The organism is Pararhodospirillum oryzae (assembly GCF_007992075.1).
Lineage (GTDB): Bacteria > Pseudomonadota > Alphaproteobacteria > Rhodospirillales > Rhodospirillaceae > Pararhodospirillum > Pararhodospirillum oryzae.
Genome location: NZ_BJZO01000026.1, coordinates 38,322 through 50,591, shown reverse-complemented (window position 1 = coordinate 50,591; position 12,270 = coordinate 38,322). Strand labels below are relative to the sequence as shown.

10 protein-coding genes are annotated in these 12,270 nt (G+C 70.2%); 8 read left to right on the top strand and 2 right to left on the bottom strand.

Annotation, left to right across the window (positions count from 1 at the left end; translation table 11 throughout):
- The first annotated feature begins 253 nt into the window (after window positions 1–253).
- From rpmI to pheT, 4 genes are all read left to right on the top strand, one after another.
- Entirely contained in the window at window positions 254–451 is a 198-nt protein-coding gene (rpmI, locus tag ROR02_RS06240; protein WP_147163154.1) for a 50S ribosomal protein L35, read from the top strand.
- Between the two features lie 59 nt (window positions 452–510).
- Complete coding sequence (rplT, locus tag ROR02_RS06235) at window positions 511–876, top strand: 50S ribosomal protein L20 (protein WP_147163153.1); 366 nt, start codon at window positions 511–513, stop codon at window positions 874–876.
- A gap of 491 nt (window positions 877–1,367) precedes the next feature.
- On the top strand, window positions 1,368–2,471 hold the full coding sequence (gene pheS / locus ROR02_RS06230) for a phenylalanine--tRNA ligase subunit alpha (RefSeq protein ID WP_147163152.1): 1,104 nt from the start codon (window positions 1,368–1,370) through the stop codon (window positions 2,469–2,471).
- Window positions 2,468–4,867 carry a phenylalanine--tRNA ligase subunit beta gene (gene pheT, locus ROR02_RS06225; RefSeq protein ID WP_147163151.1) on the top strand — a complete coding sequence of 800 codons (2,400 nt, stop codon included), beginning with the start codon at window positions 2,468–2,470 and terminating at the stop codon, window positions 4,865–4,867. The genes pheS and pheT overlap by 4 nt, the downstream gene beginning before the upstream one ends.
- Before the next feature lie 139 nt (window positions 4,868–5,006).
- On the opposite strand, the gene ROR02_RS06220 is transcribed toward pheT, so the two are convergent.
- Entirely contained in the window at window positions 5,007–6,506 is a 1,500-nt protein-coding gene (locus ROR02_RS06220; protein WP_147163150.1) for a cobyric acid synthase, read from the bottom strand.
- The gene (locus ROR02_RS06215; protein WP_147163149.1) at window positions 6,503–7,612 is read right to left on the bottom strand and encodes a lipid-binding SYLF domain-containing protein; all 1,110 of its coding nucleotides are present in this window, start codon (window positions 7,610–7,612) and stop codon (window positions 6,503–6,505) included. Before ROR02_RS06215 ends, ROR02_RS06220 begins: the two co-directional genes overlap by 4 nt.
- 144 nt (window positions 7,613–7,756) lie before the next feature.
- Here ROR02_RS06215 and ROR02_RS06210 point away from each other — a divergent pair, with 144 nt between their 5' ends.
- The 4 genes from ROR02_RS06210 to ROR02_RS06195 all read left to right on the top strand — a co-directional run bounded on the left by ROR02_RS06210 (window position 7,757) and on the right by ROR02_RS06195 (window position 12,204).
- Window positions 7,757–8,698 carry an SDR family oxidoreductase gene (locus ROR02_RS06210; protein ID WP_147163148.1) on the top strand — a complete coding sequence of 314 codons (942 nt, stop codon included), beginning with the start codon at window positions 7,757–7,759 and terminating at the stop codon, window positions 8,696–8,698.
- A 124-nt stretch (window positions 8,699–8,822) separates the two neighbouring features.
- On the top strand, window positions 8,823–9,269 hold the full coding sequence (locus ROR02_RS06205) for an RrF2 family transcriptional regulator (RefSeq protein ID WP_147163147.1): 447 nt from the start codon (window positions 8,823–8,825) through the stop codon (window positions 9,267–9,269).
- Window positions 9,270–9,370: 101 nt separating this feature from the next.
- Entirely contained in the window at window positions 9,371–10,594 is a 1,224-nt protein-coding gene (gene cbiE / locus ROR02_RS06200) for a precorrin-6y C5,15-methyltransferase (decarboxylating) subunit CbiE (RefSeq protein ID WP_147163146.1), read from the top strand.
- A 47-nt stretch (window positions 10,595–10,641) separates the two neighbouring features.
- Window positions 10,642–12,204: a cobyric acid synthase gene (locus ROR02_RS06195; RefSeq protein WP_147163145.1), complete on the top strand. Its 1,563-nt coding sequence runs from the start codon at window positions 10,642–10,644 to the stop codon at window positions 12,202–12,204.
- Window positions 12,205–12,270 lie beyond the last annotated feature (66 nt).

Here is a 12,270-nt window from a genome sequence, read left to right as displayed (position 1 = left end):
TTGAGGAACCCTCTTTCAAGGGCATCGAGGGCTTCACCCGATTGCCCTGCCCGCGCTCCAAACACGCCTTGCGCGGGGCGAATGACCTCTGTATAACCCGACTTCCTCAGGACAAACCGGGCGGCGCGGCTGTGGGCTTTTCCAGATCAGGCCCCGGGCATGCCCAGTCGCTCAACACGTCATTTCAGTGCCTCAACGTCTGCCCCATTCTTTCGGGGAGTCACAGGCGTCGGCGGCAGCAAAGGAACCCGAAATGCCCAAAATGAAGACGAAAAGCGCAGTCAAAAAGCGCTTCAGCCTGACCGGCACCGGCAAGGTCCGGGTCAAGGTCGGGTACAAGAGCCACCTTCTGTCCAACAAGGGCACCAAGATGAAGCGCCACGCCCGTGGCACCTTTATTTTGTGCTCCTCCGACGAGAAGATTGTCAAGAAGTACATGCCCTACGGCTGATCGGGGCTTATTGCCGCCCGAATTGACAATCCAGGCCTCGACAGAAGGAAGCCGCCCCCATGCCCCGCGCGACAAACGCCAAAACCAATCACGCCCGCCATAAGAAAATCCTTGATCTCGCCAAGGGTTATCGTGGCCGTAATTCGACCAACTATCGCATCGCGATCGAAAAGGTCGAAAAGGGCCTTCAGTATGCCTATCGCGACCGCCGCAACCGCAAGCGCGATTTCCGCTCGTTGTGGATCCAGCGCATCAACGCCGGCGCTCGCCTGCATGGCCTGACCTACAGCCGTTTCATGGATGGCCTCAACAAGGCCGGCATCGAGCTGGACCGCAAGATCCTGGCCGACCTCGCCGTGCGCGAGCCCGAGGCTTTTGCCAGCCTGGTCAAGCAGGCCCAAGCGGCGCTCCAGGACGCGGGTTGATGCGTCGTCCCGCTGCTGGCCCTCGTGGCCGGTGTCGGGCGTCGGGACCACCGGATTTCGGGGGCCGCCAGCCTTGGCGGACCCCGTTTTTTTTTGTCCCGCCGTTTCGCGGATCGAGCCTTGCGTGTTTTCCGGCCCTTCCGGTCCCGCGCGGGCGCTTTCCTGATCCGGCCGGCGGGCCTTGAAGGCCCTGGGGGCGGGCGCGAGGGATCCGGGAAACGGGGTCTCGCTTTCGCGGCCTTGCTCGCGCCCTTCGGAGCCCGTCGGCTTCGGATTGAAGCGGACGGACTTTGGAACCCTTTGCTTGAGTTTGTTTTTTCGGGAAAAGCGGGGCTCCCTTTTCCCTGACGGACTCTCGTTTGTGTCGCATTTTCAACTCGCGGAAGACCATCCGCGCTTGTTGAAAATGCCCTCGAAGAATCGGCGCTGCGCGCGGCCCCCGCCCTTGCGTCGATCCGGATCCTTTCGTGACCACGCCGGGATGAGATGACATGACCTTCGCCACCCTTGAAGATCTCATACAGCAGGCGAACACCTTGCGCGCGCGCCAACTTGATGCCATCGGGGCCGCCGACTCCCTGGCCGCCCTGGATGCCGCGCGGGTTGCCGCCCTGGGCAAGAAAAGCGACATCACCACCTGGATGAAGTCCCTGGGCGGCATGGACCCCGAGGCGCGCAAGAACGCGGGCCAGGCCCTGAACGCCCTCAAGGACGAGCTGTCCCAGGCGCTTGACGCCCGCAAGACCGCGCTGGCCCAGGCGGCGCTGGGCGAACGCCTCGCGCGCGAGCGCCTGGACGTGACCTTGCCCGTGCTCCCCGCGCCCGAGGGCGTCTTGCATCCGATCAGCCAGACCTGGGAAGAGGTGGTCGCCATCTTCGCCCAGATGGGCTTTTGCGTCGCCGAGGGCCCGGAAATCGAGGACGATTTCCATAACTTCACCGCGCTGAACTTCCCGCCCGGCCACCCCGCGCGCGAAATGCACGACACGTTCTTCCTGCCCGAACGCGCCGACGGCACGCGCCACCTGCTGCGCACCCATACCTCGCCGGTGCAGATCCGCACCATGGTGGGCCAGAAGCCGCCGATCCGCATTCTGGCGCCGGGCCGCACCTACCGCTGTGACTCGGACATGACCCATACCCCCATGTTCCACCAGTTCGAAGGGCTGGTGATCGACAAGGCCACCCACTTCGGCCACCTGAAGGGCTGCCTGTCGGAGTTCGTGTCGGCCTATTTCGAGGTCGAGGCGGTGCCCATGCGCTTTCGCCCCAGCTTCTTCCCCTTCACCGAGCCCTCGGCCGAGGTCGACATCGGCTGTTCGCGCAAGGGCGGCGAGCTGCGCATCGGCGCGGGCGACGACTGGCTGGAAATCCTGGGCTGCGGCATGGTCCATCCCAACGTGCTCAAGGCCTGCGGCCTTGATCCCGAGGAATACCAGGGCTTTGCCTTCGGCATGGGCCTGGAGCGCATTGCCATGCTCAAGTACGGCATCCCCGATCTGAGAACCTTCTTCGAGTCAGACCTGCGCTGGCTGCGTCATTACGGGTTTGCCTCCCTTGATGTTCCGACCGTGCACGGAGGACTGTCGCGATGAAATTCACCGTGGGCTGGCTGCGCGAGCACCTGGAGACCGACGCCCCGGTTTCGGTGATCGCCGAGCGTTTGACCGCCCTTGGTCTGGAAGTGGAATCGGTTGTCGATCCCACCCCCGCCCTGGCTCCCTTCGTTGTCGGCCATGTGCTGAACGCCGCCCCCCATCCCGACGCCGACCGCCTGCGCGTGTGCCGGGTCGACAGCGGGTCGGGCGAGCTTCAGATCGTGTGCGGCGCGCCCAACGCCCGCGCCGGCCTCAAGGTCGCCCTGGCCCTGCCGGGCGCTGTCATCCCCGCCACCGGCGACCGCCTGAAAACCGGCAAGATCCGGGGCGTGGAAAGCCAGGGCATGATGTGCTCGGCGCGCGAACTGGGCCTGGGCGAGGGCCACGAGGGCATCATGGAACTGCCCGTGGACGCCCCCACCGGGGCGCCCCTGGTTTCGGTCCTGCCCGTTGACCCGATGATCGAGATCGCCGTCACCCCCAACCGGGCCGATGCCCTGGGCGTGCGCGGCATTGCCCGCGACCTGGCCGCCGCCGGCCTGGGCCAGCTCAAGCCCGACCCCGTCGAGCCGGTGCCCGGCCTGTTCCCCTGCCCCATCGCCGTGACCCTGGCTCCCGATACGCAAGAAAGCGGCGCGTGCACCCAGTTCGTGGGGCGCCTGATCCGCAACGTGCGCAACGGGGAAAGCCCCGACTGGCTGAAGGCCCGCCTGACCGCCGTGGGCCTGCGGCCGATCAGCGCCCTGGTCGACATCACCAACCTGGTGTCGCTGGACCGCGCCCGGCCCTTGCACGTGTTCGATGCCGATCGCCTGCAAGGCGCAATCCACGCCCGCTTCGCGACCGAGGGGGAAACCCTGCTGGCGCTTGACGGTCAATCCTACACCTTGTCGCCTTCCATGGTGGTGATCGCCGACGACGCGCGCGCGCTTGGCATTGGCGGTGTCATGGGCGGCGAGGAAAGCGGCTGCTCGGCCGAAACCGTCACTGTTTTCGTGGAGTCGGCCTACTTCGCGCCCGAGCGCATCGCCGCCACCGGCCGCGCGCTGGGGATCGAGTCCGACGCCCGCTACCGCTTCGAGCGCGGCGTGGATCCGGAAAGCGCCGTGATGGGGGCCGAACTGGCCACCCGCCTGATCTTGGATCTGTGCGGCGGCGAGCCGTCGGAGCTGGTCATCGCCGGCGCGCCGCCGGCCTGGATGCGCACCATCGCGTTCCGGCCCGAGCGGGTGGAGGCCCTGGGCGGGGTCAGCATCCCCCGGCCGGCCATGATCACCATGCTCGAAGCCCTGGGCTGCGTGGTCACCGACAACGGGGGGCCGGTGCTGGCCGTCCAGCCGCCTTCGTGGCGCGTCGACCTCACCGGCGAGCATGACCTGGTCGAGGAGGTCATCCGCCTGCATGGCTTCGACGCGGTGCCCGCCGTGCCCCTGCCCCGCCCGCCGCAACCGCCCTCGGTGCTCACGGCGGCGCAGCGGCGCATGGTCGCGGTCAAGCGCCGGCTTGCCACCTTGGGGCTGTGCGAGGCCGTCACCTGGTCGTTCATGCCCTCCGCCTGGGCCGAGGCCTTCGGCGGCGGCCAGGCGGCCTTGCGTCTCGCCAACCCGATCAGCAGCGACCTGGACGCCATGCGCCCGTCGATCCTGCCCGCCCTGGTCGCGGCCGCCGGACGCAACGCCGCGCGCGGATTCCCCGACCTCGGCCTGTTCGAGGTGGGGCCCCGCTTCCACGGCGGCGAGCCCGGCCAGCAAACCCTGGTCGCGGCCCTGATCCGCGCCGGCGCCCGCGCGCCCCGCCACTGGCAGACCGCCACCCGGCCGGTGAACGTGTTCGACATCAAGGCCGACGTGCTGGCCGTGCTGGAGACGGCGGGGGTGCCCGTGGCCAACCTCCAGATCACCGCCGACGCCCCCGCCTGGTTCCACCCGGGGCGCTCGGGCCAGATGCGCCTGGGGCCCAAGGTGCTGGCCACCTTCGGCGAACTGCACCCCTCGGTGCTGGAACTCCTTGACGTCAAGGGGCCGGTGGTCGGCGCGGAAATCGACCTGGACATCCTGCCCTTGCCCAAGGCCCGGCCGACCCGGGCCCGGGCGCCGCTGTCCCTGTCGCCCTTCCAGCCCGTGGGCCGCGACTTTGCCTTCGTCGTCGAGGAAGCCGTGAGCGCCGAGGCCGTGATCCGGGCCGCGCGCGGCGCCGACCGCGCCTTGATCGTGGATGTCCAGGTTTTCGACGTCTACCAGGGCGATCGCCTGGAAGCGGGCCGCAAGTCCCTGGCCCTGGCGGTCACCTTGCAGCCCACCGACCACACCTTGTCCGAAACCGAGATCGAGGCGGTTTCGTCCAAGGTCATTGCCGCCGTCACCAAGGCCACCGGCGGCACCTTGCGCGCCTGACCCCAAAGGGGCGCGCATGACGCGCCCCTTTTTGAAACGGCCCAGGGGCGCGCATGACGCGCCCCTTTTTGAAACGCCCGAGGGGCGCGCATGACGCGCCCCTTTTTGAACGACCCGGGGGCGCGCATGACGCGCCCCTTTACCGCGCCATCCGGTCCAGGGCGTCCAGGTCCACCGAGGCGGCGACGTGCCCGGCCAGGGCATCCAGGGCGGCCTCGACCCGTCCCTGGAAGCTCCCTTCCGGCGCCTGGCGCTCCGGGCGCAGCCACGCCAGGAATGCCGCCCGAAAGGCGTCCTCGGCGAAAAGGCCATGCACGTAGGTGCCCAGGATCCGGCCATCGGCACTACGCGCGCTGTCGGCTCCCAGCCAGGCCCGGACCGTGTCGGGGCCCTGGGTGCGCCCCAGGTGCATTTCGTAGCCCCCCACCCCCTTGCCCCACAGGCGATCGGTCAGCCAGACCGGACGCAGCACTTTCGCGCCCGCGAGCACCGTGTCCACCTCAAGGAGTCCCAGGCCGGGCGCGGCGGCGGCCTCTCCTTCCACGCCCTCGGGATCCGCGACCGAGCGCCCCAGCATCTGGTAGCCGCCGCACAGGCCGAGAATCCGCCCCCCGGCCCGCGCGTGCGCCCGCAAGTCGAGGTCCCAGCCTTGCGCGCGCAAGAACGCGAGGTCGGCAAGCGAAGCCTTGCTGCCGGGCACGATCACCAGGTCGGCGTCCCGGGACAAGGGCTGGCCAGGGGGAACGAAGGTCAACGCGACATCGGGTTCCGCCCGCAACGGGTCGAAGTCATCGAAGTTGGACAGGCGCGACAGACGGGGCACCACCACCCGCACCGGCCGTTTCGATCCGCCCCAGGCCGATCCGCAGGGCTTGGCGTGGTCGAGGGCCGCCGCGTCCTCGGCCGGCAGGCACGCGGCCGCCGCCAGCCACGGCACCACCCCCACCCCGGGCCAGCCGGTGGCCGCCGTGGCCACGCCCAGGGCGACGCGTTCCCCGCGTGGATCGTCGGTTTTGTTGGCGATCACGCCTTGGATGCGATCCCGCTCGGCGCCGGACAACAGGGCATGGGTGCCCACGACCTGGGCCGCGAGCCCGCCCCGGCTCGCGTCCGCCACCAGGACCACCGGCACGTCGGCCGCCTCGGCGAACCCCATGTTGGCGATGTCGCCCGCGCGCAGGTTCAGTTCGGCCGGGCTGCCCGCGCCCTCGACCAGCACCAGATCCGCCTCGGCTTGCAGCCGGCCGAAACTGTCGAGCACCGCCGCGAGCAGGGCCGGCGCCAAGGCACGGTAGGCCCCGGCGCTCGCCGCGCCGTGGACCTCGCCTTGCACCACCACCTGGGCCCCGATCTCGGCCTGGGGCTTGAGCAGCACCGGGTTCATGTGCACGCTGGGCGCCACCCCGCACGCGCGCGCCTGCAAGGCCTGGGCGCGGCCGATCTCGCCTCCGTCGGCGGTCACCGCCGCGTTGTTGCTCATGTTCTGGGGCTTGAAGGGGCGCACCACCAGGCCGCGCCGGGTCAGGGCCCGGGCCAGCCCCGCCACCAGCAACGACTTGCCCACGTCCGACCCGGTGCCCTGGATCATCAAGGCCCGGGCCCGCTTCCCGCCCGTGCCGGCCGGCGAACGGGAAATCATCGGACGCCGGCAAGGGCGCGGTGCAGTCCCTGGGCCAAGTCGGTGTGCGCGACCCTCTGGATCAAGATGGCGTCGGGCGTGACGCCCCCGCCATAGACCGCCTCGTTCCACGCGGTGCGCGGCTGGATGGCCGTGCCCTCCAGCCCGGCGCCCCCGAACAGGCCCACCGAATGGGAATAGGCGTAAATGTCCTGGCCAATATCGGTGGTGGTCGAGGCATCGGCGCCGCCCCCGACCAGGAAAAACGTGGCGCTGATGGTGGCGCCCCCCTTGAAGTGATCCTCCATGACGGCGCGCAAGCCGGCCTCGGTCATGATCACCATCACCACCTCGTTGTTTTGCAAACCCACCTGGAAGCCCAGCGACCCGGCGGTCAGGCGATAAAACGCGGGATCGGACCATCGGCCATCCGGCCCCCGGGCCATCAGAACCCCGTTGCCGTAGGCTGCCGCCAGGAAAAAACCGGCCTTGTAGAAGTCGGGAACGATCAGCACGCCGCGCGCCCGGGTCATCAGGTCGCGCACGGTCGGCCCGAACCCGGTGTCGGCGGTCAGGCGCACGAACGTTGCCTCGGCCGCTCCCATCAGGGCGCGGGCCTCGGCGGCGGCTTCGGACACGGGCACCGCCCCGGCTCCGGCCGAGACCGACGGGCCGACGCTTCCGGCCGCCCCGGGGGACGACGCCACCGGCTCCGACGCGATGGCGGGCGGATAGGAGGCAGGCGGCGTGCCGGGCGCGCGTCCCACCTCGCGATCGGGCAGGTCGCTGCCCAGGGGCGACGCCCCCGAGGTGGCGGACGAGGAGAACGAAGGCGGCGAGACGGACGAGCCGCCCGCCTCCCCCCCGGACGGCACCAGGGGCACCGGCTGCCCCGGGGAGGAAGCCCCGCCCCCGGGACCGAACTCGGCGCCATAGGCGGGGCTGGACTCCGCGGGCGGCGCGGTGAGCGAAATGGGGCCGCTGCCTTGCTGTGCCCACCCGGGCGTGGCCAGCGCGCCCATCAGCAGCACGGCGCCCGTTCCCAACCGGCCGGGGGCACGGGAAAAGGCCGGCAGGCGATGGGAAAAGCGCGGCGCTCCCACGGCAAGAAGGCGAAAGAAGAACATGGAAAAGGGCCTCTGGCTGTCTTGTCGTCGGCGGTCCATCTGCCTAGAGTTGCCCGAAGGATCCGCGGATGCAAGGACAAGCGCGCCGGAAAGCGGAGACTTGTATCCGGCACGGGCGCGAAACGGGGAAGGGAGAGCCTCATCATGGCCGACACGCCAGGGTATTTGTTGTGCTTCGGGCTGGGCTACGCCGCCACCCGCCTCGCGCGCGGACTGCTGCGCGACGGATGGCGGGTTCTGGGCACCGCGCGCACCCCCAGCCGCTGCGAAGCACTGCAAGACGCGATCCCGGGCCTTGCCATGGTCCCCTTCGACGGCGTGACTCCCCTGGACCCGGCCGCGTTCGCGGGCGTGACCCACGTGCTTTCCTCGATCCCGCCCGACGCCGACGGCGACCCGGTCTTGCGCCAGCATGACCACGACCTGGCCACCGCGCCGCTTTCCTGGATTGGCTACTTTTCGACCACCGGCGTTTATGGCGACAGCGGTGGCGGCTGGGTGGACGAAGGCACCCCCGTGCGCCCGACCCAGGAACGCACCCGCTGGCGCGTGGCGGCCGAGGAGGCCTGGTTCGGCCTGTGGCGCGACCACGACGCCCCCGTGCACGTGCTGCGCCTGGGCGGCATCTATGGCCCCGGGCGCAGCGTGTTCGACCAGATCCGCGCGGGCACGGCCCGGCGCATCGGGCGGCCGGGGCACGTGTTTTCGCGCATTCACGTGGACGACATCGGCCTGGTGGTCGCGGCCAGCATGCACGATCCCGACCCCGGCGCGATCTACAACCTGTGCGACGACGAGCCCGCCGAACCGGCCGAGGTTCTGGATTACGCCTGCGCCCTGATGGGCCGCCCCCCCTTCCCCAACGAACCCTTCGAGCGCGTGGCCCCCACCCTCAGCCCCATGGCGCTCAGCTTCTGGGCCGATCACCGCCGGGTTCAGAACGAACGCCTGTGGGATGACCTGCGGCTGCGCCTGCTCTACCCGACCTTCCGCCAAGGCCTGGAAGCCATCCGGCGCGAGGAACAGGGCCTCGTGCCCCCGGGCCCTCCCCCCCGGCGCAAGCCCGGCTGCCACGATGACCCCTAAGCCACCCCCGCACGCGCACACATCCGGGCGGCCAGGGAAGGCACGGGCTTTTGTCTATTTAACCCATTGACATAACCTTCATGGACGGCCAAGAAAAAGCCCCACCGCCGCCCGAAGACGGATCATGCTCAGCAACAAAGCAAAATACGGCCTCAAGGCCCTGATGTACCTGGCCGACACCGCCGACCAGGGCCCGGTCCTGATCGCCGAGATCGCCGAGCACGAAGGCATTTCCAAGAAATTCCTGGATGCCATCTTGCTGGAACTGCGCAACGCCGGCCTGGTGGGCAGCAAGAAGGGGCGCGGTGGCGGCTACTTCCTGGCCCGCTCCCCCGATGAAATTTACATCGGCGGCGTGATCCGCGTCCTCGACGGCCCGCTGGCCCCCATCCCCTGCGCCAGCCGCACCGCCTTTCGGCCGTGCGACGACTGTGGCGACGTGCAGGCCTGCGCCATCCGCACCTTGATGCTGGAAGTGCGCGACGCCATGGCCGACATCCTGGATTCCTGCACCCTCACCGGCCTTCTGGCCCGCCGGGGCGGCCCGCCGGACCTGATGTACTTCATCTGATGAAAGCCCCTGCCTCTGTCCGCCAGCCCCCTTGCCCTGGGCGGGGGGGTGCCGTATGACCCCGGCGCAAGGAAACTGACTTAAAAGCCGGGACGACGCGCATGGCGGCATGGTTGACGGTGGTGGGCATTGGCGAGGACGGGCTGGCCGGGTTGGGCGAGGCCGCCCGCGCGGCGGTGGACGACGCCGAGGTGCTGATCGGCGGCGAGCGCCATCTGGCCCTGGTGCCCCCCCGGGCGGGCCAGACCCGCGAGGCCTGGACCACCCCCTTCACCGAGGCCCTGGCCCGGGTCGTGGAACGGCGCGGGCAAAAGGTGTGCCTGCTGGCCAGCGGCGATCCCATGTACTATGGCGTGGGCGCCACCCTGGGCCGGTTGCTCGCCGCCGACGAAATGCGCGTCTTCCCCGCTCCCTCCTCCCTTTCCCTGGCCGCCGCCCGCCTGGGCTGGGCCCTGCAAGACGTGGTGCCCGTCACCGTGCACGGCCGTCCGCTCGCCCTGGTCCAGCCCCATCTGGTGGCGGGGGCGCGCCTGATGGTGCTCAGCGAAAACGCCACCACGCCCGCCCGTCTGGCCGCCTTGCTCGCCGAGCGGGGCTTCGGGTCCAGCACCCTACATGTTTTGGAGCACCTGGGCGGCCCGCGCGAGCGCTGTTTGAGCGGCCCCGCCGCCGGCTGGGCCCATGCGCCCGGCGCCGACCTCAACCTGGTTGCGGTCGAAGTCACCCCCGACAGCGGCCCCGGGCGTGTGGCCGGTCCCGGCTGGTCCACCCTCGCCGGCCTGCCCGACGGGGCTTTCCACCACGATGGCCAGATCACCAAGCAGGCGGTGCGCGCCGTCACCCTGGGCCTTCTGGGCCCGCGCCCGCGCGAACGGCTGTGGGACGTGGGGGCCGGCTGCGGCTCGATCGCCGTGGAATGGATGCGCGCGCATCCCACCTGCCGCGCCGTCGCCATCGAGGACCGGGCCGACCGCCGCGCCCACATCGCGATCAACCGCGAGGCCCTGGGCGTGCCGGGCCTGGAGATCGTGGAAGGCCGCGCGCCCACGGCCCTGGCCGGCCTCGCCCCGCCCGACGCGGTATTCATCGGTGGCGGCCTGACCGGGGACGGCGTGTTCGAAACCTGCTGGCAGGCCCTGCGCCCCGGCGGCCGGCTGGTGGCCAACGCCGTGACCTTGCAGACCGAGGCGCTCCTGGTCGATCTCCACGCCCGGGTCGGGGGCAGCCTGACCCGCCTGTCGGTGGCGCACGCGGCGCCCCTGGGCGGGTTCCTGGGCTGGCGCACGGCCATGCCCGTGACACTTTTTGCCGCCACCAAACCCTGATCCCATGGCCCGCGCGGGCCGCCCGCTTCCCTTGGAAAGTTCCCTCGATGTCCGTCCCGCCCCTTCCCCTTGACCTGCCCCGGCTTCCCGCCGCCGGCCCGCGCCGGGCCCGCGCCTTGATGATCCAGGGCACCAGTTCCGACGTGGGCAAAAGCATGGTGGTGGCCGGTCTGTGCCGGGCCTACACCCGTCGCGGCCTGGTCGTGCGCCCCTTCAAGGCGCAGAACATGAGCAACAACGCCGCCATCGCCCTCGACAGCGACGCGCCCCCGGGCCCCGATGGCACGGTGCCCAAGGGCGAGATCGGCCGTGCCCAGGCCTTGCAGGCGCGTGCCTGCGGCGTTCTCCCCTCCATCCACATGAACCCGGTTTTGCTGAAACCGCAAACCGAGGTCGGCTCGCAGGTCGTGTTGCGCGGCCAGGTCCTGGGTAGTTGCCCGGCCCGCGATTATCACCTGATGCGCCGCTCCTTGATGCCCGCCGTGCTCGACAGCTTCCACCGCCTGACCACCGAGGCCGACCTGGTTCTGGTCGAAGGCGCGGGCAGCGGCGCCGAGGTCTATTTGCGCAGCACCGACATCACCAACATGCGCCTGGCCGAATCGGCCGACCTGCCGGTGGTCTTGCTGTCCGACATCGACCGGGGCGGCACCATGGCCGCGATCGTGGGCAGCCACGCCCTGCTCAGCCAGCCCGACCGCGACCGCGTGGTGGGCTATCTGATCAACAAGTTCCGGGGCGACTGGTCGATCTTCGAACCGGCCTGCACCACCATCACCGAGCATACCGGCTGGCCGTGCCTGGGCATGCTGCGCTGGTTCAACGCGGCCGAGACCCTGCCGGCCGAGGATTCGCTGGCCCTGGAACGCCCGGCCGAGGGCGGCGGGCGCGGCCTGGTCATTTCGGTGCCCCGCCTGCTGCGCGTGGCCAACTTCGATGACCTGGATCCCCTGTCGGCGGAAGCGGGCGTCGAACTGCGCTGGGTGCAGCCCGGCCAGCCCATCGCCGCCGATACCGACGTGGTCATCCTGCCGGGCTCGAAGGCCACGCGCACCGATCTGGCCGTGCTGCGCGAAAACGGCTGGGACATCGACATCCACGCCCACGTGCGCCGGGGCGGCCGGGTGGTGGGCTTGTGCGCCGGCTTCCAGATGCTGGGCCGGGTGCTGCGCGATCCCGATGGCATCGAGGGCCCGCCGGGCGAAACCGAGGGCCTGGGCCTTCTCGACGTTGAAACCACCATCGGACGCGAGAAAACCCTGATCGACATGGACGTGACCGACCGCCTGAGCGGATGCCGGGTCACGGGCTATGAAATGCACATGGGCCGCACCCAGGGCCCGGGTCTGGCGCGTCCCTGGCTCTGCCTCGACGACGGCCAGGGCCGCGTGCGCGACGAGGGGGCCCGCTCGGCCGACGGTCGGGTGATGGGCGCCTATGTCCACGGCCTGTTCGGGGCCGACGCCTTCCGCGCCCACTGGCTGAACGAGGTCGGCGCGCGCGCCTCCGCCCTGGATTACGAGCACCGGGTGGAAACCACGCTCGACGCGCTGGCCGATCACATCGAGGCCCACCTGGACCTGGACGCCCTACTGGCGCTCGCGCGATAACCCCCGCTCGCGGCGGGGCCCGGCGCCCCGCCCCCTTTATCGTTCTTCCGTTCCCGGCCCCTTCAA

Bases quoted from the DNA above. Each gene is read 5' to 3' on its own strand.
- ROR02_RS06215 (WP_147163149.1), bottom strand. From the start codon at position 7,612: ATGTTCTTCTTTCGCCTTCTTGCCGTGGGAGCGCCGCGCTTTTCCCAT.
- pheS (WP_147163152.1), top strand. From the start codon at position 1,368: ATGACCTTCGCCACCCTTGAAGATCTCATACAGCAGGCGAACACCTTG.
- pheT (WP_147163151.1), top strand. From the start codon at position 2,468: ATGAAATTCACCGTGGGCTGGCTGCGCGAGCACCTGGAGACCGACGCC.
- ROR02_RS06205 (WP_147163147.1), top strand. From the start codon at position 8,823: ATGCTCAGCAACAAAGCAAAATACGGCCTCAAGGCCCTGATGTACCTG.
- rplT (WP_147163153.1), top strand. From the start codon at position 511: ATGCCCCGCGCGACAAACGCCAAAACCAATCACGCCCGCCATAAGAAA.
- ROR02_RS06210 (WP_147163148.1), top strand. From the start codon at position 7,757: ATGGCCGACACGCCAGGGTATTTGTTGTGCTTCGGGCTGGGCTACGCC.
- cbiE (WP_147163146.1), top strand. From the start codon at position 9,371: ATGGCGGCATGGTTGACGGTGGTGGGCATTGGCGAGGACGGGCTGGCC.
- rpmI (WP_147163154.1), top strand. From the start codon at position 254: ATGCCCAAAATGAAGACGAAAAGCGCAGTCAAAAAGCGCTTCAGCCTG.
- ROR02_RS06195 (WP_147163145.1), top strand. From the start codon at position 10,642: ATGTCCGTCCCGCCCCTTCCCCTTGACCTGCCCCGGCTTCCCGCCGCC.
- ROR02_RS06220 (WP_147163150.1), bottom strand. From the start codon at position 6,506: ATGATTTCCCGTTCGCCGGCCGGCACGGGCGGGAAGCGGGCCCGGGCC.